Source organism: Sporosarcina beigongshangi (assembly GCF_033485195.1).
Taxonomy (GTDB): Bacteria; Bacillota; Bacilli; order Bacillales_A; family Planococcaceae; genus Sporosarcina; species Sporosarcina beigongshangi.
Genome location: NZ_JAWLIR010000028.1, coordinates 12,469 through 38,453 on the forward strand (window position 1 = coordinate 12,469; position 25,985 = coordinate 38,453).

Below are 25,985 nucleotides of genomic sequence, written 5' to 3' on the forward strand. Positions count from 1 at the left end.
AATGAATTGAATATACTCGTTATCGGGAGTGGTGGGCGTGAGCACGCGATTGCTAGGCAGTTCAATGTCTCCCCTTCAGTTCAAAAAGTATTTGTAGCACCTGGCAATGATGGTATGAAAAATGATGCGCAATGCGTAGACATTGATGCGTTGGATTTCGCAGCACTTGTTTCATTCGCGAAAGAAAATCATGTGGATCTAACATTTGTCGGTCCTGAACAACCGCTTGGGGAAGGAATCGTTGATTTCTTTGCTGAACATGGCTTGAAAGCATTTGGTCCGACGAAGGCTGCCGCGCTTATCGAAGGTAGTAAATCATTCGCCAAAGAGCTAATGGCAAAGTATGATATTCCAACAGCTGGCTACGGAACGTTTACGGATGCAGAAGATGCGAAGGCGTTTATTCGTGAAAATGGCGCACCAATTGTCGTCAAGGCGGACGGTCTTGCGGCTGGAAAAGGTGTTATCGTTGCGATGACGTTGGACGAAGCGCTCGAAGCAGTAGACGATATGATTGGTAACCAGAAGTTTGGTGAATCATCGTCTCGTGTTGTCATTGAGGAATTTTTGGATGGTGAAGAATTCTCATACATGTCATTTGTCCATGAAGGACAGATTTACCCAATGGTCATTGCACAAGATCATAAGCGCGCTTATGACGGCGACAAAGGACCGAATACAGGCGGCATGGGTGCATATTCACCTGTTCCACAAATTTCAGACGCAGTTGTGCAAGAGGCTTATGATAAAGTGGTTGTTCCAACGGTGGAAGCGATGGCAGCAGAAGGAACTCCGTTTACGGGAATTTTATATGCAGGGCTAATCCTGACAGATAAAGGACCAAAAGTGATTGAATTCAACGCGCGTTTTGGTGATCCGGAAACACAAGTCGTTTTGCCACGCATGGCATCTGACTTTGGTGAGTTCATGGCGGCGTTGATGGACAGCAAACCGTATAATCTCCAGTGGCATGACGAAGCGATGTTAGGCGTTGTTATTGCGGCGGATGGTTATCCAGGCGATCTTGTTAAAGGTGTGGCATTGCCTGAACTTGATGGTTTGGCGGCACAAGGCTTGGATGTTTTCCATGCAGGCACGAAAGCGGAAGGCACTGGCTTTGTCGGCAACAGCGGCCGTGTCCTTCTAGTAACCGCGCAGGCAGATTCATTGAAAGAAGCTCAAGAAAAAGTATACAAAGGCTTGTCTGGTCTCGAATGGAATGGTTTCTTCTATCGAACAGATATCGGATGGCGTACGTTTGAATGACAATAGCCTTCAAACTCATCGAAAGATGGTTTTGAAGGCTATTTTTCATTTTTTGAAGTTATAATTTGTCCCCTTCGTAGTGAAGATCTCTATTGAAGGAAACTAAGAGTTTGTAAGGGGATATGCAGCATACCCCTTACAGTGAGTAATGATTTACCCTTTAATTTCTGCTGCAGTAAAGGTAATTGGTCCGCTGAGAACAATATTTGCACCGGCATTTATTCTTTCTGCAGTTAAAAAGTATTTTGCATTCGCTTTATTTGTAGTTGCTGAGTCAACATGCATTACTGTCATAATTTGATTGAAATCATCATCGTTTGTAAAAGCACTGTCAATTTCAACTAAGGTATTATAGATAATATTAGCTGGGACGATACTATCTTTGTAAATTTTAATCCTTGCGATACTTGCACTAGTAGTTTCATTAGATAAATGAAATATCCCATTCAACCAAACTAAATTTCCAGCTGCTAAACCATTTAATGTTACATCTGCGACAATGGTAGGGGTATTCAAAAGTAAAGTAGCAATAACGGGAAGGGAATCAGTAGAATTTTGGGTATCAAAAGCAAATTCCACTAACTTTCCGGCTTCAGCTCGTCCACCTAATTCTGCAAGATTCACATTGACTGTTTGTGTCGGGTTTCCAATATTAGTGAATGAGCTAGTATCTGTATCAGTTTGAGCTTGTCCCTGGGCCTGAATTTGAGCTTGAGCTTGAACCTGAAGTTGAAGTTGCTCTTGCGTTTGTTGTTGTCGCTGTAATTGAGCTTGAAGTTGTTCTTGTGTTTGTTGTTGGAGTTCTAGTTGGGCTTGAAGTTGTCCTAAATCACTCCTACAATAATCACAATCGTCATCGTAATCATAATTATTTTTTCTGTATTTACTCATAATGTATCACCTCCTTCCTTATTCGTTTTCATTGGTTCTAAAAAAACCTCCCGAAAACTCATTGAAAGTAGTTCGGGGGTTAATTGGACAAGAACTAATGATACTTCATAATATGTAAGTTTCTTAAAAGTGAAAGGGCTTTTAAACTTACCATACGAATAATTTAGTAAGGGATAATTGGATTGCTCATTAATCGGCTCATATTATGAACGTCGGTAATCATAACGAAATTTACCTTCAACGTGAAATTGAAAAAATAACATGAAAAGGGTACCTATCACTTTTCGGGTTAGCTTCCTTTGTTATCACCCAAATCTAGTCATGTTATAATTTTTGATATATGAAAGTATTGGTAATCCATAAAAACGAATCTTTCACATACCCCCGAATACCATTTAAGAGGGTATGGACTATAAAAATGACGATTGAATGGAAAGGTGAAGAGCCGATGAGTTTACGATTTACGAATGTGGAAAAAAGGTTGAAAGATACACTTGTATTTCCTGCATTCAATTTACAGATAAAGAGTAGCCAAGTGACTGCAATCCACTCCAGTTTGAATGTGCGGCATACGCTTTTACACATGCTAACAGGGCGGATGCCTATTTCAAATGGTGATATATCTATCGGACAGAGACCGATTTCAAACGTGGATAGTATGAGGGTTGGTTTTTCGTTATTAAACGATGAGCTATACGAGAGATTGACTGTAGCCGATCATCTTCTTTTCTATCAGAAGATTTACGATACAGCGATCCCTATGAATGACATTTTAAATAGGGTTCATCTGGAAGAGAAACGACATGTTAGGACAAAGAAATTATCTTATTCAGAACAACAACGGGTTCGATTTGCGAAGTTGCTCATTCAAAACCCTGATCAGCTGATCTTTGAGGAACCTGATCAAAACATCGATATTGAAACACAACGGGTATTGATGATCATGCTGGAGGAGTTTCGCATGAAAGGTAAGAGTGTTCTTATTTTGACAGGGAATATGGAGAGCGCGGTTACTTTGGCAGATAAAGTGTATAAGTTAGATGACGGCGGCTTGCACGAAATCCAGGTGGCAGAGCAGGCTGAAATCGATTCATTCGAAGAAGAAGTACCTGTAGCAGATGAAATCGACAAACCAGAAATTCAACCGGTTCGTTTTGAAAAAATCCCAACGAAGGTTAATGAAAAAATTGTGCTCTTTGATCCGCCTGAAATTGATTATATTGAAAGTAATGATGGTCAGTCCTATTTACATATTAAGGGAGAAGGATTCCCGACAATGTTTACGATGAATGAGCTTGAAGAGCGTCTCCAGCATTTCGGGTTTTTCCGCTGTCACCGTTCCTATATCGTCAATCTGCAAAAAGTCCGTGAAGTCATTACATGGACACGGAACAGCTACAGTCTTATTTTAGACGATGAAAAAAAGTCGAATATTCCATTGTCAAAAACGAAAATGGCCGAATTAAAAGTGATGTTGGGCCTGAAATAAGCTCCATTCACCCCCAAAAAGGCTCTTTTCACGGTAAATATGCTGTATTTCCATCGAAAACGGCTTAATCTGAAGGTGCAGTAACAAAACAACAACTTGCATAATTCAGGGGGAGAACAATGGAAAATATCATCGAAGTTCAATCATTGGAGAAAGTGTTTGCGAATCAAACGGCACTTGAAGACGTCAATTTCCACGTCAAAAAGGGAGAGATATTTGGCTTTCTTGGTCCGAGTGGTTCGGGGAAAACAACAACGATTAAAATATTGACGGGTCAATTAAACCAGACGAGTGGAAAAGCAACCGTCTTCGGAGAACCAGTTTCAGGGATGAAAAAGGGGAGCTCAAGAAAGAAAATCGGGGTACTGACAGACAACAGTGGGCTGTACAGCAGGCTATCCATTTACGATAACTTAAAGCTCTATTGTGTACTGTATGAAGTACCGGAACGACGGATTGCCGACGTGTTAGCGCTTGTTAATCTAACAAATGAAGCGAAGAAATCCGTTTCGAAGTTGTCAAAAGGGATGTTGCAGCGTGTGACACTGGCCCGAACGCTATTACATGAACCAGAGCTACTTTTTCTCGATGAGCCGACGTCCGCGCTTGATCCAGTTAACTCGCAGCATATTCACGCAGGGCTTCGTGCATTGCAGGCGCGCGGAACGACGATTTTCCTAACGACACATGATATGAATGAAGCTGAATTACTGTGTGATCGGGTTGCATTTTTAAACAAAGGACAAATTAGACTGATGGATGAGCCAGGGGCGTTAAGAAAGCGCTATTCAGATGCTACGATGACTGTCGAGTTGAAAAACGCTGAAAAAGTAGTATTGAAGAGTACTGCGGAGGATGCTCAACAACTATTCAACTATATGTCATCCAATCAAGTGGTTGCCATTCATTCAAACGAACCAACATTAGGCGATATTTTCGTCGAAGTGACAGGGAGGAAATTATCATGACTTTTTCAATGAAACGGGTAAATGCGATTTTACAGAAAGACTTTAAGGATATTTCAAGAAACTCCGCGGTTTCGATAACGGCGATTATGCCACTAATCCTTGCATTTTTTTTCGGCAAGATGGGTGATGTATCAATTGAAGTGCATTATATGGTCATTAACTTTTCAATGATTACTGTTGGGTCATTTGTTCAATGCAGTTTAATTGCTGAAGAGAAAGAGAAGAACACGCTTCGTGGCTTAATGCTGTCACCTGCCTCGACTGTGGAAATACTCGGTGGGAAAAGTTTATTAAGCTTAATAGCGACGATGCTTATCATTGTAATCGGTGCCTTTTTAACGGACTACCGACCAGAGCATTTTGTTGTAATAGCCATCGCAATTCTATTCAGTTCATTCTTTTTCATTGGTTTGGGTACGCTTCTTGGCTTGCTAGCTAAATCCGTTATGGAAGCATCCGTAATTATTTTGCCATTTATGTTTGTATTCGGCTTTGGCTCCATGTTTACGATGTTTGCAGAAAAATATCCAATTTTGAAGGTGATAGACTACACGCCAAATATGCAACTGATGGACGTTGCAGTCAAGATTGAAAGTGGAGTCGGACTTAGTGGAGTGTGGTTGAATTTCGGCATCATTGCACTTTGGATTATCGCCGTTTTTGCATTGACAGCAGTTGTTTTTAAGAAACGTAAGATGGATTGATTTCTCCATGGGGTGACAGGGCCTAGGATTCATTGGTTAATTAACACTATCTCAAACTGGGCGAAGGCGCCTGATAAGGGATAGCCGAAGCCATAAGACTGACGGCGAAGCTGTCTGGCTTATGGCGGGAGGCATCCCCTAGCGCCGAAGTGGTTTCAATGGAATTGCCCTGTTTATTCAGCCCTACAAATCCAACCGCCAAACATATTCGTCGTGAAGAACTTGGCGATGCTACCAAATCCGGCTTCTCTGAGCAAACCGACAATGTCTTCTTCAGAAATGAAGGATAGCGTGCGGACGACTTTCTCCATGTCATCTACTTCAGCCTCGGTCAATTTAGTTGCGTCAAGCCAATACGCCTTCCAAAGTGCAAACAACTCATCGAATGCAGGATCATTTGGATTGCCGTACATGGTCGCCATCACGAATGGTGCACCGGGCGCTAAATGGAGTCGAATTTTCTTCAATAACTTAAGCTTCTCATCCATCTCTGCAATAAAATGCAGGACGAGCATACAGGTTGCTGCCCCGAACAATATCCCATCCTCTACATCATCAACAGTTCCTTCAATAAATTTCACACGTTCCGTTATCTCTAAATCCTGCGCTTTCATCCGCGCGAAATCGAGCATGGGTGGCGCAGGATCTACTGCCGTAAATGTCCAGTCGGGATTTGCAGGTCCTAATGTTGCGAGTTCAGTACCACCACCCGCTCCAATGATTAAGACATTTGCTTGCTGTGCTGTATTTGCCCGGATATAAGTCTGCACAAGCTTGAACATAGAATCATAGGTAGGCAATGTCCTGCGCACTCCTTTGTCATACTCCGCAGCCATTTCTTTATCGAATTCCATTTTATCAGTCATATGATCAAATCCAATCGGTTGTAGTAGTGTCTTACTTTCATTTCGTCATAAAAGAGAAGAATCCTTTTCTGAATAAGGGGACAACCGTCACTATTTATTTCCCCAATGCTATGCTAGGATAAACACTAGGAATACTTCATGTCAAAGGGGGAGATTGCATGTGGGAACAGTATACAGTAAAAGATCAACTCCAGATCATCAACGGCAAAAAAGCGCCGGATCTTATAATTATCAACGCGGAATACTTACATGCCATTTATAAAAAATGGATGACGGGAAACATTTGGGTGGCTGGCGATCGAATTGTCTATGCAGGGAAGGAAATGCCAGGGATGACAGAAGGAGCAGAGATTGTTGATGCTTCGGGTAAGAAAATTGTATCCGGTTACATAGAACCGCATGTCCACCCATTTCAATTGTATAATCCACGAACGTTTGCGGATTATGCAGCAAGGCTTGGGACAACAACGTTCATAGCGGATAACCTTATCCTATTTATGTCACTAGATAATGAGACTTCCTTTTCAATACTAAATCAATTAAATGAATTACCGTTTTCATTTTACTGGTGGGCACGCTTTGATTCGCAGACGGTATTGCAGAATGAAGCAGAGCTGTTCAATCTAGCATCTATTAAACAATGGGTTGAGCGTCCAGAAGTGCTGATGGGGGGCGAACTAACGGGCTGGCCACGCTTGATGGCTGGGGATCCAAACATGTTCGCTTCTGTCAAAGCTGTTAAAGAAGCAGGCAAGAAAATCGAAGGTCATTTTCCGGGTGCATCTGAACGGACGCTTACACGCATGAAGCTTCTTGGGGCAGATGGTGATCATGAAGCAATGACTGTGGAAGAGGTAGAGGCGCGGCTGCTACACGGTTATGGTGTGACGCTTCGCCACTCGTCTATTCGACCGGATCTGCCACATTTATTGAAGGGCATCGTGGATAAAGAATTAAACGTGTTCGATCATTTGATGATGACGACGGACGGATCGACACCATCATTCCATATTGACGGAGTGGTAGACAAGTGTATTCGGGTTGCACTGGAAGCGGGTGTGCCGCCAATTGATGCTTATCAGATGGCGTCTTATAATGTGGCGCGTTATTATGATATGACAGATTTGCACGGCATTATTGCGACAGGCCGTTATGCAACGCTCAATTTCCTAGAGGATGAATACAATCCCGTACCAACTGATGTGTTATCTAAAGGGAAGTGGCTGAAACGTGACGGTCAATCGACAGAACCACTCCCTGCTATTGACTGGTCATTTGTAGACAAGTTCGCTCCCGCATTTGAGCTAGATGACACCGATTTTATATTTGATAATGCACTTGGGATTGAAATGGTCAACGATGTGATTACGAAGCCGTACAATGTAACGATTGACACGACGGTAGAAAAGTTAGCAGATGACCATGACGAAAGCTTTTTGATGTTGATTGACCGAGATGGAAAATGGCGTGTCAATACGCTCATTAAAGGCTTTGCCAGAACAGTTCAAGGATTTGCATCTTCCTATTCCAATACTGGCGATATCATCTTGATTGGTAAAGATAAAAAAGAGATGCTAAAAGCTTTCCGTGAAATTAAACGAATTGGTGGCGGAATGGTCCTTTATGAAAATGATAGTATTGTAGCAACACTTCCATTACCAATCGGTGGAGGATTGTCCGCGGAGCCGATGGAAAAATTGATTACACAGGAGTTGGAGCTGAAGAAGGCACTGGCAGACCGCGGGTATACTCACGGTGATGCAGTGTATACATTCCTGTTTTTGCAATCAACTCATCTGCCCTATATCCGAATTACACAAATGGGTCTGTTTGATGTGTTGAAAAATGAAGTAATGATTCCGGTTACGGAAAGATAGGGGGAAGCAATGTCATTTAAGATGAAAGGGTTACTATCCTATTTGGTAATCGCCATGTTGATAGCGGCAGCGTGTTCAAAAGAAGAAAAGGCAGAAGATCCAGTGCTTGATCCAGTCGAAGAAGAGGAAATCATCATTGAAGAGGAGGAGCCAGTCGAGTTATTTATGGCTCCCTTCACCGGTGTTATATTGAAGGAGGAAAGCACTCGTCGTCCAGTGCTTGCGACGATTAATAACCATCCACAGGCAAGGCCACAGTCTGGTATTAGTAAGGCAGATATGATTTATGAGCTTGCTGCAGAGGGGAGTGTGACAAGACTTTTAGCTTTATTCCAAAGTGAGCTACCAGCCGAAATTGGTCCGATTCGTAGTGCGAGGGATTATTTTGTGCATATCGCTAAAGGACTCGATGCATTTTATGTTGCACATGGTTATAGCCCTGATGCGAAACAATTACTAGAACAACGTGTCGTGGATAATGTCAACGGTATGCAGTACGATGGTACATTGTTTTGGCGTTCAAAGGATCGAAAAGCACCACATAATTCCTATATCTCCGGTGAGAACATTGCTATAGCTGAAGAGAAGACAAATTCTCCGGTAGAATTAGCTGTCGTACCGCCATTTGCTTTCCATGAATCTGTTGAAGATGTTAAAATGGGAGATAATGTGTTCTCGATAACGGTCAAATACAGTTCTGATCCAAAGTTTACAAGTGTTTATACGTATGATGCGGAAAAAGGGACCTACGCACGAACAGTAAATGGTTATGTAACAGTTGATAAAGCGAATGACGAACAGCTTAAGTTGTCAAATATACTCGTATTTGAAGCAAGTCACCGCACGATTGACAGTGTGGGAAGACAAGCTGTTAACATTGAATCGGGTGGAAAGGCGATGCTGTTTCAAGCAGGGATTGCTAAAGAAATTGAATGGCAAAATCGTGATGGAATTCTCATGCCGATAGAAAATGGTCTACCGGCGAAGCTGGTTCCAGGGCAGACTTGGATTCATGTCATACCGGCTCAGCCAGGCATGGCAACCGCCGTCACGTTTACGCCTTAAGGAATTCATTCGGAGAGAGGGAAGATGATATGCAAATCGATAAAATCCGGGGTCATCAAACGGATCAGTTATTTAAAGCGATGCTCGAATTGAAAGATCTCGATGAATGCTACGAATTTTTTGATGATCTTTGTACAATTAGTGAATTACAGTCACTGGCACAGCGGTTGGAAGTGGCACAAATGCTTAAGATGAAAAAGACGTATGATACGATTCAAAGTGAAACGGGTGCGAGCACGGCAACGATTTCACGCATTCGACGTTGTGTCGATTACGGCTCCGGCGGCTATAATAAGGTATTGGATCGCTTATATCCGGAGTCGAATACCGAGCAAGATAAACCACTATAATCTAATTAACAACCGGACAGAGAAAGAATCTGTCCGGTTTTTTTGGTATACTAAAGGAACGTACATTATTAGATTAGGTGGTTGACTATGGACTTCACAAAATGGCGTCATGCCTTTAAATTAGATCCAGCTGAAACGCTGACAGACGAACAGCTCGAATTACTTGCGGAATCAGGAACGGATGGCATCATTGTGGGTGGCACGGATGATGTTACGCTCGACAACGTACTCGATTTGCTCGTTCGCATTCGAAGATATTCCGTTCCGGTTGCACTTGAAATTTCAACAGTAGAGTCTGTGACGCCCGGCTTTGATTATTACTTCATTCCAACTGTGCTGAACTCAACAAAGGCAGAATGGATTAACGGCATTCATCATGCTGCGATGCGCGAATATGGCCATATGATGGATTGGGATGAAATCGTCATGGAAGGGTATTGCATTTTAAATCCCGAATGCAAGGCAGCAAAATTGACGGGTGTGACAGCGGCGCCAGATGAAGAGGGCGTCATTGCCTATGCCCGCATGGCAGAGCATCTATTTAAATTGCCTGTATTTTATATGGAGTATAGCGGCATCTACGGTGACCCAAAAATCGTTGAGGCGGCGTCGCGAGTACTCGACAAGACGCAGCTCTTTTATGGCGGAGGTATTAAAAATGCTGAAGATGCCAAAACAATGGCAGCCATTGCCGATACAATAATTGTTGGAAATATCATTTATGACGATTTGGCAGCTGCACTTTCCACGGTTAATGCGGTAAAATCAGTTACCCATTCAGGCTCATTCAGTGTATAATAAAGAACAAATGTTCCGAGAGGGCGGAAGCTTATGAATAAAATAGCAGCAGACTTACTAACAGGCATGAATCCCGAACAGGCTCGTGCAGTGAAGAAAACAGAAGGGGCACTGCTCATCATGGCAGGAGCAGGCTCGGGAAAAACACGAGTTTTAACGCATAGAATTGCCTATCTTGTCGTTGAGAAAAATGTCTATCCATCTAATATTCTTGCGATTACCTTTACCAACAAGGCGGCACGTGAAATGCGCGATCGTATCGATGGATTACTTGGCGCGGGCACAGGTGAGCGCATGTGGGTATCGACGTTTCACTCCATGTGTGTGCGGATTTTACGCCGAAACAGTGACCGAATCGGCATTTCAAAATCATTTTCCATTCTCGATTCAGCAGACCAATTATCGGTTGTGAAGAGTGTGTTGAAAGCGTTGAACTTGGATGCGAAGCAATATGACCCACGTACTATGCTGAACACAATCAGCTCAGCGAAAAATGAATGCATAGATGCAGAAACATTTCGGGGGCAAATCAATCCACATAACCCGTACGAAAAAACAATCGCTGACGTTTATGATGGCTATGCAAAACGATTGCGTCAAAACCAATCAATGGATTTTGACGACCTCATCATGATGACACTTGTTCTATTTGAGCGTGTCCCAGATGTCCTCGAATTTTATCAAAACAAATTCCAATACATTCATGTCGATGAGTACCAGGATACGAATAATGCTCAGTATCGACTCGTCAATATGCTAGCCAAAAAGTTTAAAAACTTATGCGTCGTTGGAGACTCTGACCAGTCTATTTACAGATGGCGTGGGGCAGATATTAGCAATATTTTATCCTTCGAGAAAGATTATAAAAATGCAGAAATGATCATGCTCGAACAAAACTATCGCTCGACGAAACGAATCCTACAAGCGGCAAACGACGTCATTATGAATAACCAAAGCCGGTACGATAAAAAGCTGCGGACGGATAATGAAGAGGGCGAGTCCATCTCGGTGTACAAAGCGAGCGATGAAAAAGACGAATCGCAATTTGTCGTTGGTAAAATTCTAGAGTTGAAAGAACAAGAAAACTTGAAGCTTGATGAGTTTGCTATTTTGTACCGTACCAACGCACAGTCACGTGTCATTGAGGAATATCTCGTTAAATCGAATCTCGATTATACAATCGTTGGCGGCACAAAGTTCTATGACCGCAAAGAGATTAAAGACTTACTCGCTTACTTACGCCTCATTGCCAACAACGAAGATGATCTTGCGCTTGCGCGTATTATTAATGAACCCAAGCGTAGTATTGGTGCCACTTCATTTGATAAAATGGCGCGCTTTGCGATGGAGCATGATCGCTCTATTTTCGATGCGTTACAGGAAATCGATTTCATGGGCATTACACCAAGAGCGGCCAACGAAGTTGCTAAGTTCCACGAGCTAATTGCTGGTTTTACAAAAATGCAGGAATTTTTATCAGTTACTGAATTGGTGGAGCAAGTGCTTGAAAAGACTGGCTATCGAGATATGTTACAGCGTGAAAAAACGATTGAATCGGAAAGTCGTCTGGAAAACATTGAGGAGTTCTTGTCTGTGACAGAGGCATTTGAAAAGCGTGCGGAAGAAGATACAGGTGATCGTTCTTTAGTTGCTTTTCTAACTGATTTGGCATTGATTGCCGATATCGATTCACTTGATAAAGAAGAGAACCAAAATAAAGAAAAAATCGTTCTGATGACAATGCACGCAGCGAAAGGTCTTGAATTCCCTGTTGTATTCATTATCGGTATGGAGGAAAATGTTTTCCCACATTCTCGTTCCTTAGCGGATGATGAGGAGATGGAGGAAGAACGTCGCCTTGCCTACGTCGGAATTACGCGTGCAGAGCGCAGACTATATTTGACATCGGCATCGTATCGAACACTTTTCGGCAGAGCGAGCTATAATAATCCATCTAGGTTTATTGGTGAAATTTCCGAGGATATCTTAGAGATTCAATCTAGAAATTCAGGATTTTCGTCGGGCAATCTTATCTCAGGACAAAGTACTGCGCCTGTACGTCCAGCTGTTAAAAAGCCAGTTTACAAAACAAGTGGTGGGGACAAGATGGGATGGAGCCCTGGCGACAAGGCAATCCATAAAAAATGGGGGACAGGCATGGTTGTCAGTGTAAGGGGGACAGGCGAGGAAGTTGAATTGGACATCGCGTTCCCGAATCCGGTGGGCATTAAGCGTTTACTGGCGAAATTCGCACCAATCGAAAAAGGATAATATGAAGGAGAGAAAATAGATGGATCGAGTTGAACTCGAAAAACGGGTGGAACAACTGAATGAGCTTCTACATGATTATGGACATGCCTATTACGTGCTCGATACACCACTAGTTTCTGATGCAGTTTATGACAACTATATGCAAGAGTTACTAGCGATTGAAGCAGAAAATCCAGATCTCATTTACCCAGACTCGCCATCGCAGCGTGTTGGCGGCGAGGTACTAGCGGGCTTTGGAAAGGTTACGCATGCTTTTCCAATGCTTAGTTTGTCAAATGCATTTAATGAAGGTGACTTACGCGAATTTGACAGACGCGCACAGGAAGCCGTTGGGCATAGGGTTTCTTATATATGTGAATTGAAAATAGATGGCTTGGCAGTATCGCTCCGTTACGAGGACGGCAAGTTTGTCCAAGGTTCAACCCGTGGAGATGGCTCAGTTGGAGAGGACATTACAGCTAGCTTAAAAACAATCCGTACCATTCCGTTACGATTGAAGGAATCGATTTCAATAGAAGTACGCGGTGAAGCGTATATGCCGAAAAAGTCGTTTGTCCAGTTGAATGTTACGCGCGATGAGGCTGGAGAAGAACCGTTTGCAAATCCGCGTAATGCGGCTGCTGGTTCACTTAGACAGCTTGACCCGAAAATAGCTGCTAGTCGCAATTTAGCGGTCTTTATTTATAGTATTGCAGGTGATGGCAGTGCTTACGGACAGGATAGCCATTCCGAGTCGCTGAACAATTTAGATGCTCTGGGCTTTGTGACGAATAAGGAACGACAGCCTTGCGCGACGATTGAAGAAGTATTTGAATTTATCGAGAAATGGACGGCGATTCGCTCGGAGCTTAATTATGAAATCGATGGCATTGTTGTCAAGGTGGATAATTTTGAGGATCAGGAGCAGTTAGGCTTTACGGCGAGAAGTCCAAAATGGGCCATCGCTTATAAGTTTCCGGCAGAAGAAGTCGTGACGACACTACTCGATATTGAGCTAAGTGTTGGACGGACAGGTGTTGTCACTCCGACGGCTATTTTGGAGCCAGTGTTGGTGGCAGGTTCGACGGTTGGACGCGCTTCCCTGCATAATGAAGACCTTATAAAAGAGAAGGATATTCGAATCGGAGACACCGTTATTATTCGAAAAGCGGGCGACATTATTCCGGAAGTTGTTGCACCTATCATTGAACAACGCACGGGTGAGGAAGTCCCTTATGAAATGCCCGCAAATTGTCCTGTCTGTGATTCAGAGCTCATTCGCATTGAGGGAGAAGTAGCACTACGCTGCGTCAATCCACAATGTCCGGCTCAGATGAAGGAAGCGATTATTCACTTTGTATCCCGCAATGCCATGAATATCGAAGGAATTGGGGAACGAGTTGTGGAACAATTGTACAAGGCAAATCTTGTTCATGATGTATCCGATCTCTATACATTGACTAGAGAACAGCTGATTGAACTAGAGAGAATGGGTGAGAAATCAGTCACTAATTTGCTAACTGCAATTGAGGCGTCAAAAACGAATTCATTGGAAAAAATGCTCTTTGGATTTGGCATCCGACATGTCGGTGAAAAAGCGGCAACGATTTTAGCGGAGGAATTCGGCACGTTGGCCGCCTTAATGGAGGCAGACGTGGAGCGCTTACTGACCATCCATGAAATCGGGGACAAAGTAGCCGAATCTATTCAAGCTTATTTCAGTAATGAAGATGTACTGGCTATGCTCAAAAACTTGGAAGCTTATGGTGTGAACATGACATACACAGGACGTAGCCGACAAAATATGCCGACAGATGGACCCTTTGCTGGAAAAACGGTCGTACTCACAGGAAAATTAGCGATTTTAACTCGTGGTGAGGCGAAAGAGAAAATTGAAGCACTTGGCGGTAAAGTAAGTGGTAGTGTTAGCAAAAAGACAGATCTCGTTATCGCGGGTGAAGATGCTGGCTCAAAATTGGCAAAGGCTGAGGAATTTGGCATCACTGTGTGGGACGAAGCTAAGTTAGTTGAAGTGCTCGGTGAGGAGTTGTCATGATGAAAAAATTAATAATACTACCGGGACTAGCAGCAATTTTGTTCCTAGGAGGTTGTCTGCCTTCATTTGGAACAGAAAAAGAGCCAGTGATTCAGGAGAACGAAGATAGTATTGAAGAAACGGTTATTATTCCGGATATTCAGTTAAAAGATGAATTTTACCGGACGGTTATTCCATTTAAGAAAAGCGCAAGCCGTGGTTTAGTCGTGAATAATATTTCCACAAAGTATGATATACAGGAAGTCGAAGAAGGCCTGTTGCGCATATCGACCAAACATTTCGACCCTAAAACGCACTTTATTCAAGAAGGGCAGTATATCGATAAAGACACTGCACTCGCTTGGTTGGCAAGAAGCTCGGCCAATCCACAAGGACTGAATCCGCCAGAGAAAAAAGGGATAACGGATGGACAGCCCACAGAAGAAGCGCCAAATTATTTAGCACATATCGTCGAACAAAATTACCATGTCATGACAGAAGGTAAGAAACTACGTCTTGCCGGTATGTCAATCGGCCTTGCCCTCAATACGAGAAACTACTCAAGAGATGGGACAGATACGAAGATTGACGATAGGGAAATTGAACAGGAAGGTATGAAAATAGCGGAAGAAGTTATTCGTCGCCTGCGTTCACAAGAAGGCCTCGCGGAGATCCCGATTGCTGTTGGTTTATTTAAACAGGAAAGTCGGAATTCGATTGTTCCGGGTACGTATTTTGCAACTGCTGTTGCGGAAAAAGGGCAATCAGCACCATCGGGTTGGAAGGTCGTTGATGAGAAATATGTGCTGTTCCCAGCTTCTTCAGAAATTAATAACTACAGAGAAGTGAATGAGACATTTGCTAAATTCAAACAGGATATCGATAGTTATTTCCCAAGCTTCGTTAACGTGATTGGCAAAGGATTTTATAAGGATGGCAATCTCCAATCACTTACTATTGAAGTTCCGATTCAATTTTTTGGAACGAGTGAAACGATTGGTTTTGCACAGTATTTGACTGGCCTCGTTAACCAGTATTTTCCGAATGTCCATACCGAAGTGAGTATCACGTCTATTAATGGTGCAGAAGCATTAATTGTCAAAGAAGCTGGCGAGGATCCGTTTGTTCATATTTATGGCTATTGAGACAGTACAACGCCTAACAATAACTTTTCTTCATTATTATTAGGTGTTATGATTAATCGTACAATTCAAGGATGAGGAGGAAAGAACATGACACAGTTAACAAAAGAACAAGTGAAGCATCATGCAACGCTTGCATGGCTAGCAGTTACAGACGAAGAAGCAGAAGCATATGTCACACAACTAAGTGGCATCGTCGAATTTGTGAAGGAATTACAAGAAGCAGATACAGATGGGGTTGAGCCAATGACACATCCGTTGCAAGTGTTCAATGTCCTACGAAAAGATGTACCAACAGATATTCTAGACCGTGAAGAAATGCTGAAAAGCGTGAAGGAACACGAAGACGGGCAAATCAAAGTGCCAACAATCCTTTGATGAATGGATTTAAGGAGGAAAACAGATGACGTTATTGACTAAAACGGCAACGGAGCTTCAGTCGTTGTTACATAATCGGGAAGTGTCTGTCAAAGAACTGACGGAAGAATCACTAGCTCGTATAGCGAAGATAGATGGAGATGTACAAGCATTTTTATCGACAAATGAAGATCAAGCACTTGCAGCAGCGCAAAAGTTGGACGAGCAACCACTTGAAGGACGGGGACCACTTTTCGGTTTACCAATCGGACTAAAAGATAATATCGTAACAAAAGGAATTGTCACAACATGTGCCAGTAAAATGCTTGAAAACTTTGTTCCAGTCTACGATGCAACTGTCGTTGAGAAAATCAACACGGCAGGTATGGTATCAGTGGGGAAACTCAATATGGACGAGTTTGCAATGGGATCGACAACGGAAAGATCGGCGTTCCAAACGACGCATAATCCGTGGAATCTTGACCATGTCCCAGGCGGCTCATCTGGCGGTTCAGCAGCGGCAGTAGCAGCAGGCGAAGTAGCGTTTGCTCTTGGTTCTGATACGGGTGGTTCAGTCCGTCAACCAGCTGCATTTTGTGGTGTTGTAGGGATGAAGCCGACATATGGCCGCGTATCACGTTCAGGCCTTGTTGCATTTGCATCGTCATTGGACCAAGTGGGTCCGATTACGCGTACTGTTGAAGATAACGCATTGTTGCTTAGTGCAATCGCAGGTTTAGATCATAGAGATTCATCGACATCTCCGCAAGCTGTTCCAGATTTTAGGGCTGCATTGACAGGTGATGTTAAAGGCTTGAAAATTGGTGTGCCGGCAGAATACCTAGGTGCAGGCGTATCTGAAGAAGCGAAAACGGCAGTCTTAGAAGCGTTAAAAGTACTTGAATCACTTGGCGCAGAATGGGAGGAAGTATCACTACCGAATTCGAAATATGCTTCTCAAGCTTACTACGTGATATCTTCATCTGAAGCATCGTCAAACCTTGCCCGTTTCGACGGCATTCGTTATGGCTATAGTGCTGAAGGTGCAAAGAGCTTGGAGGAATTGTATACACGCTCTCGTTCTGAAGGCTTTGGAGAAGAAGTAAAACGTCGTATTTTACTCGGAATGTATGCACTAGGTGCAGATCATCATGAAGATCTATACATGAAATCACTAAAAGTACGGACCCTTGTGGCACAAGATTTTGCTAACCTATTTGAAAAATATGATGTTATTATTGGACCGTCATCTGCAACACCAGCTTATAAGGTTGGGGAATTAATTCACGATCCATTGACGTTATATGCCAATGATATTTTAACGGTTCCGATTAACCTTGCAGGCATCCCAGCTATTTCAGTGCCATGTGGATTTTCGAATGGTCTTCCACTTGGACTGCAAATTATCGGGAAACATTATGATGAAGCGACACTTTACAAAGTGGCACATGCCTACGAACAAGCAACTGACTTCCATACACAAAAGCCAGCTCTATGGGAGGTAAACTAATGACAAACTTTGAAACGATTGTTGGGCTTGAAGTCCACGTAGAATTGAAAACAGATACGAAAATTATGTCACCAGCTCCGGCCCATTTTGGTGCAGAGCCGAATATGAACATTCACGTGACGGATTTAGCATATCCAGGTGTATTACCAACACTGAACGAACGTGCAGTTGAATTCGGTATGAAGGCGTCTATGGCACTGAACTGTGAAGTGGCGTCAGTGATGAACTTTGACCGTAAACATTATTTCTATCCGGATAATCCAAAGGCCTATCAAATTTCACAGGATAAGCGTCCTGTGGGACAGAACGGTTGGGTAGAAATCGAAGTCGATGGCAAAAAGAAAAAAATCCGTATCGAACGTATTCACCTTGAGGAAGATGCAGGGAAGCTGACGCATACTGATGCAGGACATTCACTTGTCGATTTAAATAGACAGGGAACACCATTGGTTGAAATCGTCACAGAAGCAGATATCCGATCACCAGAAGAAGCATATGCTTTCTTGGAAAAGCTAAAGGCGATCATTCAATATACGGGTGTTTCTGATGTGCGCATGGAGGAAGGTTCTCTTCGTTGTGATGCCAACATTTCGATTCGTCCATTTGGACAAGAGAAATTCGGTACGAAAACAGAATTGAAAAACTTGAACTCTTTCAACTTCGTTCGTCGTGGAATCGCTTATGAGGTGGAACGCCAAGAAAAAGTATTGCTAGCTGGCGGTACGATTCAGCAAGAAACGCGCCGTTACGAAGAAGCAACAGGTGCAACTAGCCTGATGCGCATCAAAGGTAGCGCGCAAGATTACCGTTTTATCAATGATCCGGATTTACCGGAAGTCCATATCGACCAAGCATGGATGGACCGTGTTCGTGCGGAAATTCCTGAGTTGCCAGACGCGCGTAAAGAGCGTTATGTCAATGACTTCGATCTACCAGAATACGACGCGAAGGTACTGACGCTGACAAAAGTGATGGCTGACTTCTTTGAAGCAACTGTTGCAGCTGGTGCAGATGCTAAACTTGCTTCCAACTGGTTGATGGGTGAAGTATCTGCTTACTTGAATGCGGAGCAAAAAGAACTTAGTGAAACAGCACTAACGCCTGAAAACCTTGCAAGCATGGTTAAGCTGATTGCAGATGGCACGATTTCATCTAAAATTGCGAAAAAAGTGTTCAAGGAATTGATTGAAAACGGCGGCAACGCTGCAGATATCGTTAAAGCAAAAGGACTTGTCCAAATTTCTGATGAAGGTACGCTCCGTACAATCGTTACAGAAACACTAGATGCTAACGAACAATCCATTGAAGACTATAAAAATGGGAAAGACCGTGCAGTCGGCTTCCTCGTTGGTCAAATTATGAAAGCGACGAAAGGGCAAGCTAACCCACCGCTCGTCAATAAAATCTTGCTTGAAGAGATTGCAAAACGATAACATATCACCCGAGTGCTTGGCACTTAGGAATAGAGATGACGCCCTGTACAGGACTCCGAGTAGTCTTTGTGCAGGGCGTCTTATCTTCATTCAACAGAAAAGACCCCCTGCTGAATGAAGATAAAGCCCCCGGCGGATGTCACAGATTTTTAAGGAGAGCTTTTCGGGCAAGCTCGAAAAAATCTGGACGCAATTACGCCAAGGCGTAATTGATTATAGTCTCGTAATTTGATTCGGACGAAGGGACAACGTACAATTAGTGTAAAGGAGTGCTGATGCTAAATGAAAACAGAAAAACAATTTTTTGCTCAAGCGATTTCGCTTGAGCAATATATGGATAAGATGGAGACACATAAGGAGCATAGTTTCCGTATTTATGAGCAATTTGAAGTGCCACAGGACGATGAATTCATAGAGCTACTAAAAGAAAAGAAGCCGAGCGTTCTTGTCATTACGGAAGATTGGTGTGGCGATGCGATGATGAATAATCCAGTGTTCAGAAGAATTGCAGAGGCGGCAGATCTCGATGTACGTGCTGTCTACCGTGATGCGGATACGGATTTGATTGACAGGCATTTAACGAATGGTGGTCGTTCGATCCCAGTCTATTTGCTTTTGGATGAAAACGGAGAAGTTGAGGCGAAGTGGGGACCACGTGCGGCAAGCATTCAAGAATATGTGCTAGAACTACGCAAGGATTTACCACCTGCTGATGCACCGGATTATAAAGAGAAGCAACAGGCATTCATTGAGCAAATCACTGCAGAATATACATCGAAACCTGAGCATTGGCTGACGGTGTATGAAGATATTCGCAAAACATTCCTGCCCATTTTACAAAAGCAATCCTAATTGGGATTGAATCAATGATGACGTAGCAACTATCTTAGTTGAAGCTACGTCTTATTATTGAGGGACTTTAATAAAAAAATTATTTGTACGAATAGAGGGACTATCGCATGAAGCGAGCACGAATTATTTACAATCCGACGTCAGGACGCGAGATATTTCGCAAACATTTAGGGGAAGTACTTGAGAAGCTTGAGAAGGCTGGTTACGAGACGTCTTGTCATGCGACAACTTGCGAAGGTGATGCCACGGAAGCTGCAAGACAAGCTGTGGAACGTGGTTTTGACCTAATTGTTGCAGCAGGAGGAGATGGTACGCTAAATGAGGTCGTTGCAGGTATTAGTTCATTCGACAAGCGTCCTAAAGTCGGACTCATTCCAACAGGCACAACGAATGACTTCGCACGCGCGTTACGTATTCCGCGCGATATCGATGCGGCGGTTGATATCATTGTACGTGGTGAAACAATTCCGGTCGATGTTGGGCTAATGAATGATCGCCATTTTATCAATATTGCAGGCGGCGGCAGAATGACAGAGTTGACATATGATGTACCGAGTAAGCTGAAAACGGTACTTGGACAACTTGCGTATTATTTAAAGGGTATTGAAATGTTACCCTCTATTCATTCTTCACATGTGAGGATTGAGTATGACGGACAAGTATTTGATGATGAAGCGATGATGTTTCTCGTTGGATTGACAAATTCAATTGGCGGGTTTGAAAAGTTGGCTCCGAATTCTAGTATTAACGACGGTAAGTTCACATTACTTATTTTGAAAAAATGTAACATTGCTGAATTCATCCGTGTTGTGTCACTAGCACTTCGCGGCGAGCATCTTGGCGATCCACTCGTCATTTCAAGTGCAGCCGAGAAGATTACAATCACATCATCAGAGGAAGTGCTGTTGAATCTGGATGGGGAATACGGCGGTGTTCTTCCGGCGACATTCCAAAACTTATATAGACATATTGATATGTTTGCCCCGTTGGATGAATTGAGAGACGAAGATAGGATATAAGAGAGTATAAATTGGGAAAGCTGTATGCGTGGTCTTTTAAAGACATTGCATACAGCTTTTTTTCATTGACTAGATTTTGGAGTAGTCGTTGTTTTACCGCGGTATCCCAGTTTGTGGAATAGGTAGCCGAGTTCGCCGGATGGGTAGTTCAGTTCTTGGAATTGGTGGTTCAGTTTTACCGCGGTAGCCCAGTTTGTAGAATAGGTAGCCAAGTTCTGCAAATTGGTAGTTCAGTTCTTCAGATTGATGGCATAGTTTTACCGAATAGGTAACCCAGTTCCGTGGATTCTTTCATGAAATGTTCACAGCTATTGCCGAATACATACATTATTCAGCAGTAGAGTGGGTATAAGAAGAAGTAGGGTTGAAACTTGTTGTAATTGATTAGAGAGGGAGTGCCTCAATGTATAAAAAACAAGAAAAATGGTTGATGTGGCTTGCATTTATTATTGCGGGCATTATGACATTATCTATTTTCGGACGGATTTTTGGGAGCTGAAGGGAGGAAAACTAGATGGGAAATGAAGAATCGGTCTTTTTTTCACGTGTATTAACGGAAACGACCTTATCTTTTCACATTATTTATGCGACAATCGGCGTTGGAATCCCACTTATGATTATGATTGCCCAATGGGTTGGCATTAAAAAGAATGATGAACATTACATTTTACTGGCTAGGCGCTGGGCACGTGGTTTTGTTATTACGGTAGCTGTCGGTGTTGTCACTGGAACCGCTATCGGTTTGCAGTTATCTTTATTATGGCCAAATTTCATGGAGCTTGCAGGAAATGTGATTGCACTACCCTTGTTCATGGAAACATTCGCATTCTTTTTTGAAGCTATTTTTCTGGGCATTTATTTATATACATGGGATCGATTTGAGAATCAGAAAAAGCATTTACTCTTGTTGATTCCGGTAGCCATCGGAGCTTCATTCTCCGCAGTATTTATCACGATTGTCAATGCGTTTATGAACGCACCACAAGGATTTGATATCGTGAACGGGGAGCTTATTAATATTAACCCACTGCTAGCGATGTTCAATCCTGCGATGCCGACAAAAGTGGCGCATGTAGTTGTGACTTCATATATGACCGCTGCATTTGTGCTGGCATCGATTGCAGCATTCCGTTTGTTGAAGGGGTCAAATCATGAATACCATAAGAAAGCCCTTTATTTGACGATGAAGGTTGGTTTCGTGTTTGCCGTAGCAGCCGCGATTATTGGTGACTTCTCAGGGAAGTATTTAGCCGAATATCAGCCAGAGAAATTAGCCACCGCTGAATGGCATTTTGAAACAGAAGGCAATGCGCCGCTTATTCTCTATGGTGTGTTGGATGATGAAGAAGTGAAGTATGCGATCAAAATACCTTTCGCATTATCAATATTAGCTCATAATAATCCAACCGCAGAAGTGATTGGACTCGACCAATTTGCGGAAGAAGATACACCACCCTTGTACATCCATTATTTGTTCGACATCATGGTAACGATCGGTATCTGGATGACGGTGCTGTCTGGCGTGTTTTGGCTCGGTACACAACGTCGTTGGAAGATGGTGACAACGAAATGGTTCCGTTGGCTCATAGTATTTGGAGGACCGCTTTCTATCCTGGCGATTGAAGCAGGTTGGTGGATGGCGGAAGTTGGTAGGCAACCATGGATCCTACGGGGCATCATGCGCACACAGGACGCGGCAACAACGAGTGGGCAAGTAGATACGATGTTAGTGTTGTTCTCACTCCTCTATCTCGTTCTAGGGGTCGGCAGTGTCGTCGTCTTGCGGAGGATGTTCCGAAATAATCCGGTTGAACGTGAAATTGAAGATCGTCATACGGAGAAAGGTGGCGATATGTTATGACGCTCGAAATACTTGGAATTTCGGTGCTATGGACCTTTTTATTTGGCTATATCCTAGTAGGCGCGATTGACTTTGGAGCTGGATTCTTCAATGCCTATAGCTTACTGACGGGACGTCAACGTATTTTGACGAATATTATCCAGCGCTACTTATCGCCTGTTTGGGAAGTGACGAATGTTTTCCTCGTGTTTTTCTTTGTAGGGATTATCGGTTTTTTCCCGAAAACGGCATTTTATTACGGGACGACATTGCTTGTGCCTGTTAGTATAGGTGTGATTTTGCTGGCGATTCGGGGCTCCTATTATGCCTTTGAAACATATGGGGCACGTGGTCATAAAGGCTATTCCTTCATGTATGGCATTGCGGGTTTACTCATTCCAGCTTCGCTATCTATTGTGTTGACGATTTCAGAAGGCGGTTTTGTTGAAATGGTAGATGGCAATCCCGTGCTCGATTATTGGGTGCTGTTTACAAGTCCATTGACCTGGGCGATTGTTGTGCTGAGCATTGCTGCGACACTTTATATATCAGCCGTGTTTTTAACATGGTACGCCAATAAAGCACGTGATGTAGAAGCGACAAAGCTACTGCGCAAATATGCGCTCATTTGGGCATTGCCAACGATGATCACAGCAGGCGGCATCATTGTTGAGCTAAGAAACCACAACCCAGAGCATTATAGCAATATCCAAACTTTCTGGCCGATGTTCTTAGTATCATTTCTAATGTTTGTCGGAACGGTTTGGCTGCTATGGAAACGCAGTAAGTACGGGTTGGCGTTCCTATTGCTTATCGGGCAATTCGCCTTTGCCTTCTATGGCTATGGCGCATCTCACTATCCGTATTTGTTGTACCCATACTTGACGATTTACGACAGCTTCACGAACCCAGCGATGGCGATTTCGCTAATCGTCGTGTTCATCATGGGACTTGGGCTACTAATCCCTTCATTGTATTTGCTCATGCGCCTGTTCTTGTTTGATAAAGATTATGTTCGTGGAAAGGGCAATTACCATGCATAAGGAGGGATAGTTGATGACACATTTTCTAATGTTTTACGCACCATTCATCGTTCTTATTGGTGGGCTTGTTGTCGCCTTTGTCGTTGCTCCAATGGACAGTGCAGTGAGGAAGCGGATTGAGGAAGCGGATTGAGGAAGAAAAGTGATGGATAGAAAAAATCGCATTGAATCCCCTTGCATTCTTTAAGGAAGTTCATTACTATGAATAGAAATAACTAAAAGCGATGAAGAGGAAAAGTAAAATGAGGATGTCTTATAGAGAGCTTCTGTCGGTGGAAATGAAGCGGTCGAATCGTTTGAACATGATCTCTGAGCTGCGTACTGAACGTGTTTACACTAGTAGGCTACGACAAGATTTGACACTTGTTACAAATGTCAAAGTATATAGGCCGTTTCAAGCCTTGTACTTTTGGAGGCAAACAATGTGAGTTGTTTGCGTAACTAAGGTGGTACCACGAGTTTTAAACCTCGTCCTTATCGATTTATTCGATGAGGGCGAGGTTTTTTGCATTTATTTATTAGAAAAAGGAGAGGTTAACATGAGTATTTTTATTGGAGGAGCATGGCCTTATGCCAACGGTTCGTTGCATTTAGGGCATATTGCAGCATTATTACCAGGTGATATTTTGGCGCGTTATTATCGGTTAAAGGGTGACAAGGTATTGTATGTATCGGGTAGTGATTGCAACGGGACGCCTATTTCAATCCGTGCAGATCAAGAAGGTGTGACCGTAAAAGAAGTAGCAGATCGATTTCATAATGAGTTTATCGCCTGTTTTACTAAACTAGGCTTCACCTATGATTTATACACAAGAACGGATAGTCCGCACCATCATCAAACTGTGCAAAAAATATTTTTAACATTGCTGGAAAATGGATTTTTATATAAAAAAGAAATCGAGCAAATGTATTGTCAGCATGACCAAAAGTTTCTTCCAGACCGCTATGTAGAAGGGGAATGTCCGAACTGTGGCGCGAAATCACGGGGAGATCAATGCGATAATTGTTCATCGATTTTAGATCCCTTAGATTTGATCAAACCCGTATGTAAACTATGCGGCAATAGGCCAGTAAAGAAAATAACGGAGCATTTTTATTTTGAATTAAGTCAGTTCCAACAAGAACTTGAAGCCGTTGTAGAGACTGCCAATGTTAATAAAGCGTGGCGGGATAATGCCATACAATTATCTAAACGCTATTTGAAAGAGGGGCTACAAGATCGTGCAGTTTCTAGAGATATCGGAAATGGTGTCAATATCCCAGTCAAAGGTTTCGAGGATAAAAAAGTTTATGTGTGGATTGAAGCCGTTTCAGGCTATTACTCAGCAAGTATTGAGTGGGCGGCTCAAACAGGAAATGATGTCAACGAATTTTGGAATGAAGACACGATTTCTTACTACGTCCATGGTAAGGATAATATCCCATTTCACTCCATCATTTGGCCGGCAATCTTGTTAGGCATTAAAAATCCAGCATTGCCTACCCATATCGTCTCCAATGAATATTTGACGCTCGAAAAAAAGAAGTTATCGACCAGCAATAACTGGGCAGTATGGGTTCCGTACATTTTAGAGCATTACCATGTAGATTCCATTCGTTACTTTTTAACAACGAATGCACCTGAAAATCGTGATACTGATTTTTCATGGAGAGAATTTATTTCTAGTCATAATGCCGAGCTTCTTGGTGCGTACGGCAATTTTATTAACCGGACATTGAAATTTTTAGAGAAGTCATATGGAGGAGAGAATACAAAGGGAGAAATAAACGAAACCATTGAAGAGAATGTTAACAAGTTATACGCCCGTGTTGGTCAGTTAATCGAGGAAGGGCATTTTAAACAGGCGTTGGATGAAATCTTTGAATTGATTCGCGCTGCCAATAAATATTTTGACCACGAGCAACCGTGGAAACAGCTGACGGAGGATAAAGCAGCTTGTGATAATACATTACTGACATGTGTTCATATCATCGCCAATATCGCTCAGTTGCTGTCGCCATTTCTGCCTACTTCAAGTGATGAAGTGAAGGCTATGTTGAACTTACAGGATTTCAAGTGGCAAGTTATTAAGAAAAAATCCTATCAGTTTTCAAAGGTAGAGCCGTTGTTTGAGCGTATTGATACGGCTAAAATCGGAGAAGAGTTGGCTAAATTAGAGGCGCAAAGCAATTCGCTTTAGAAATAGCTAAACCTGATTCTATGGTAAACTAAAGACATCTGAAATGTGGA

22 protein-coding genes and 1 other annotated feature are annotated in these 25,985 nt (G+C 42.8%); of the genes, 20 read left to right on the top strand and 2 right to left on the bottom strand.

Annotated elements, in window-relative coordinates:
* Nucleotides 1-6 precede the first annotated feature (6 nt).
* Entirely contained in the window at nt 7-1,266 is a 1,260-nt protein-coding gene (gene purD / locus R2B77_RS12685) for a phosphoribosylamine--glycine ligase (RefSeq protein ID WP_203248525.1), read from the top strand.
* Nucleotides 1,267-1,419: 153 nt separating this feature from the next.
* Here the strand turns inward: purD and R2B77_RS12690 are convergent, their stop codons facing one another.
* Complete coding sequence (locus R2B77_RS12690; RefSeq protein WP_203248526.1) at nt 1,420-2,157, bottom strand: hypothetical protein; 738 nt, start codon at nt 2,155-2,157, stop codon at nt 1,420-1,422.
* A 418-nt stretch (nt 2,158-2,575) separates the two neighbouring features.
* On the opposite strand from R2B77_RS12690, the gene R2B77_RS12695 reads away from it, so the two are divergent.
* From R2B77_RS12695 to R2B77_RS12705, 3 genes are all read left to right on the top strand, one after another.
* Nucleotides 2,576-3,646, top strand: a complete 1,071-nt coding sequence (locus R2B77_RS12695; protein ID WP_203248527.1) for a LytTR family transcriptional regulator DNA-binding domain-containing protein — start codon at nt 2,576-2,578, stop codon at nt 3,644-3,646.
* A gap of 119 nt (nt 3,647-3,765) precedes the next feature.
* Nucleotides 3,766-4,614 carry an ABC transporter ATP-binding protein gene (locus R2B77_RS12700; RefSeq protein ID WP_203248528.1) on the top strand — a complete coding sequence of 283 codons (849 nt, stop codon included), beginning with the start codon at nt 3,766-3,768 and terminating at the stop codon, nt 4,612-4,614.
* Nucleotides 4,611-5,318 carry an ABC transporter permease gene (locus R2B77_RS12705; RefSeq protein ID WP_203248529.1) on the top strand — a complete coding sequence of 236 codons (708 nt, stop codon included), beginning with the start codon at nt 4,611-4,613 and terminating at the stop codon, nt 5,316-5,318. Before R2B77_RS12700 ends, R2B77_RS12705 begins: the two co-directional genes overlap by 4 nt.
* A gap of 173 nt (nt 5,319-5,491) precedes the next feature.
* Here R2B77_RS12705 and R2B77_RS12710 read toward each other — a convergent pair whose 3' ends face one another.
* Nucleotides 5,492-6,184 (bottom strand): class I SAM-dependent methyltransferase, encoded by a 693-nt coding sequence (locus R2B77_RS12710; protein ID WP_203248530.1) that lies wholly within the window; start codon nt 6,182-6,184, stop codon nt 5,492-5,494.
* A gap of 158 nt (nt 6,185-6,342) precedes the next feature.
* Between R2B77_RS12710 and R2B77_RS12715 the strand changes: the two genes are divergently transcribed.
* The 16 genes from R2B77_RS12715 (at nt 6,343) to metG (ending at nt 25,935) form a co-directional block, all read left to right on the top strand.
* Complete coding sequence (locus tag R2B77_RS12715; protein ID WP_203248531.1) at nt 6,343-8,061, top strand: adenine deaminase C-terminal domain-containing protein; 1,719 nt, start codon at nt 6,343-6,345, stop codon at nt 8,059-8,061.
* 9 nt (nt 8,062-8,070) lie between these two features.
* A complete protein-coding gene (locus R2B77_RS12720) occupies nt 8,071-9,126 on the top strand; it encodes a DUF3048 domain-containing protein (RefSeq protein WP_203248532.1) in 1,056 nt (351 codons plus the stop codon).
* 29 nt (nt 9,127-9,155) lie between these two features.
* Complete coding sequence (locus R2B77_RS12725; protein ID WP_203248533.1) at nt 9,156-9,476, top strand: YerC/YecD family TrpR-related protein; 321 nt, start codon at nt 9,156-9,158, stop codon at nt 9,474-9,476.
* Between the two features lie 87 nt (nt 9,477-9,563).
* Nucleotides 9,564-10,274, top strand: a complete 711-nt coding sequence (locus R2B77_RS12730) for a heptaprenylglyceryl phosphate synthase (protein ID WP_203248534.1) — start codon at nt 9,564-9,566, stop codon at nt 10,272-10,274.
* Between the two features lie 33 nt (nt 10,275-10,307).
* On the top strand, nt 10,308-12,545 hold the full coding sequence (pcrA, locus tag R2B77_RS12735) for a DNA helicase PcrA (RefSeq protein ID WP_203248535.1): 2,238 nt from the start codon (nt 10,308-10,310) through the stop codon (nt 12,543-12,545).
* A 19-nt stretch (nt 12,546-12,564) separates the two neighbouring features.
* Nucleotides 12,565-14,580, top strand: coding sequence for an NAD-dependent DNA ligase LigA (gene ligA / locus R2B77_RS12740; protein ID WP_203248536.1), 2,016 nt, complete (start codon nt 12,565-12,567; stop codon nt 14,578-14,580).
* A complete protein-coding gene (locus R2B77_RS12745) occupies nt 14,580-15,704 on the top strand; it encodes a CamS family sex pheromone protein (RefSeq protein WP_203248537.1) in 1,125 nt (374 codons plus the stop codon). Before ligA ends, R2B77_RS12745 begins: the two co-directional genes overlap by 1 nt.
* A gap of 87 nt (nt 15,705-15,791) precedes the next feature.
* Nucleotides 15,792-16,079: an Asp-tRNA(Asn)/Glu-tRNA(Gln) amidotransferase subunit GatC gene (gatC, locus tag R2B77_RS12750; protein ID WP_203248538.1), complete on the top strand. Its 288-nt coding sequence runs from the start codon at nt 15,792-15,794 to the stop codon at nt 16,077-16,079.
* 25 nt (nt 16,080-16,104) lie between these two features.
* A complete protein-coding gene (gene gatA, locus R2B77_RS12755) occupies nt 16,105-17,568 on the top strand; it encodes an Asp-tRNA(Asn)/Glu-tRNA(Gln) amidotransferase subunit GatA (RefSeq protein ID WP_203248539.1) in 1,464 nt (487 codons plus the stop codon).
* Entirely contained in the window at nt 17,568-19,001 is a 1,434-nt protein-coding gene (gene gatB, locus R2B77_RS12760) for an Asp-tRNA(Asn)/Glu-tRNA(Gln) amidotransferase subunit GatB (RefSeq protein ID WP_203248540.1), read from the top strand. Before gatA ends, gatB begins: the two co-directional genes overlap by 1 nt.
* A 282-nt stretch (nt 19,002-19,283) precedes the next feature.
* Nucleotides 19,284-19,853, top strand: a complete 570-nt coding sequence (locus tag R2B77_RS12765; RefSeq protein ID WP_203248541.1) for a thioredoxin family protein — start codon at nt 19,284-19,286, stop codon at nt 19,851-19,853.
* 107 nt (nt 19,854-19,960) lie between these two features.
* Nucleotides 19,961-20,872 (top strand): diacylglycerol kinase, encoded by a 912-nt coding sequence (locus R2B77_RS12770; protein ID WP_203248542.1) that lies wholly within the window; start codon nt 19,961-19,963, stop codon nt 20,870-20,872.
* A gap of 514 nt (nt 20,873-21,386) precedes the next feature.
* Nucleotides 21,387-22,733, top strand: a complete 1,347-nt coding sequence (locus tag R2B77_RS12775) for a cytochrome ubiquinol oxidase subunit I (RefSeq protein WP_203248543.1) — start codon at nt 21,387-21,389, stop codon at nt 22,731-22,733.
* Nucleotides 22,730-23,755 (top strand): cytochrome d ubiquinol oxidase subunit II, encoded by a 1,026-nt coding sequence (locus R2B77_RS12780; protein WP_203248544.1) that lies wholly within the window; start codon nt 22,730-22,732, stop codon nt 23,753-23,755. The genes R2B77_RS12775 and R2B77_RS12780 overlap by 4 nt, the downstream gene beginning before the upstream one ends.
* 13 nt (nt 23,756-23,768) lie before the next feature.
* Entirely contained in the window at nt 23,769-23,888 is a 120-nt protein-coding gene (gene cydS / locus R2B77_RS17995; RefSeq protein WP_404830755.1) for a cytochrome bd oxidase small subunit CydS, read from the top strand.
* 82 nt (nt 23,889-23,970) lie between these two features.
* Nucleotides 23,971-24,234: a binding site (T-box leader), on the top strand.
* A 60-nt stretch (nt 24,235-24,294) separates the two neighbouring features.
* Nucleotides 24,295-25,935 carry a methionine--tRNA ligase gene (gene metG / locus R2B77_RS12785; RefSeq protein ID WP_203248545.1) on the top strand — a complete coding sequence of 547 codons (1,641 nt, stop codon included), beginning with the start codon at nt 24,295-24,297 and terminating at the stop codon, nt 25,933-25,935.
* The last annotated feature ends 50 nt before the right edge of the window (nt 25,936-25,985 follow it).

Coding starts and splice junctions, on each gene's coding strand:
- R2B77_RS12690 (WP_203248526.1), bottom strand. CDS start 2,157: ATGAGTAAATACAGAAAAAATAATTATGATTACGATGACGATTGTGAT.
- R2B77_RS12695 (WP_203248527.1), top strand. CDS start 2,576: ATGACGATTGAATGGAAAGGTGAAGAGCCGATGAGTTTACGATTTACG.
- R2B77_RS12700 (WP_203248528.1), top strand. CDS start 3,766: ATGGAAAATATCATCGAAGTTCAATCATTGGAGAAAGTGTTTGCGAAT.
- R2B77_RS12705 (WP_203248529.1), top strand. CDS start 4,611: ATGACTTTTTCAATGAAACGGGTAAATGCGATTTTACAGAAAGACTTT.
- R2B77_RS12710 (WP_203248530.1), bottom strand. CDS start 6,184: ATGACTGATAAAATGGAATTCGATAAAGAAATGGCTGCGGAGTATGAC.
- R2B77_RS12715 (WP_203248531.1), top strand. CDS start 6,343: ATGTGGGAACAGTATACAGTAAAAGATCAACTCCAGATCATCAACGGC.
- R2B77_RS12720 (WP_203248532.1), top strand. CDS start 8,071: ATGTCATTTAAGATGAAAGGGTTACTATCCTATTTGGTAATCGCCATG.
- R2B77_RS12725 (WP_203248533.1), top strand. CDS start 9,156: ATGCAAATCGATAAAATCCGGGGTCATCAAACGGATCAGTTATTTAAA.
- R2B77_RS12730 (WP_203248534.1), top strand. CDS start 9,564: ATGGACTTCACAAAATGGCGTCATGCCTTTAAATTAGATCCAGCTGAA.
- pcrA (WP_203248535.1), top strand. CDS start 10,308: ATGAATAAAATAGCAGCAGACTTACTAACAGGCATGAATCCCGAACAG.
- ligA (WP_203248536.1), top strand. CDS start 12,565: ATGGATCGAGTTGAACTCGAAAAACGGGTGGAACAACTGAATGAGCTT.
- R2B77_RS12745 (WP_203248537.1), top strand. CDS start 14,580: ATGAAAAAATTAATAATACTACCGGGACTAGCAGCAATTTTGTTCCTA.
- gatC (WP_203248538.1), top strand. CDS start 15,792: ATGACACAGTTAACAAAAGAACAAGTGAAGCATCATGCAACGCTTGCA.
- gatA (WP_203248539.1), top strand. CDS start 16,105: ATGACGTTATTGACTAAAACGGCAACGGAGCTTCAGTCGTTGTTACAT.
- gatB (WP_203248540.1), top strand. CDS start 17,568: ATGACAAACTTTGAAACGATTGTTGGGCTTGAAGTCCACGTAGAATTG.
- R2B77_RS12765 (WP_203248541.1), top strand. CDS start 19,284: ATGAAAACAGAAAAACAATTTTTTGCTCAAGCGATTTCGCTTGAGCAA.
- R2B77_RS12770 (WP_203248542.1), top strand. CDS start 19,961: ATGAAGCGAGCACGAATTATTTACAATCCGACGTCAGGACGCGAGATA.
- R2B77_RS12775 (WP_203248543.1), top strand. CDS start 21,387: ATGGGAAATGAAGAATCGGTCTTTTTTTCACGTGTATTAACGGAAACG.
- R2B77_RS12780 (WP_203248544.1), top strand. CDS start 22,730: ATGACGCTCGAAATACTTGGAATTTCGGTGCTATGGACCTTTTTATTT.
- cydS (WP_404830755.1), top strand. CDS start 23,769: ATGACACATTTTCTAATGTTTTACGCACCATTCATCGTTCTTATTGGT.
- metG (WP_203248545.1), top strand. CDS start 24,295: ATGAGTATTTTTATTGGAGGAGCATGGCCTTATGCCAACGGTTCGTTG.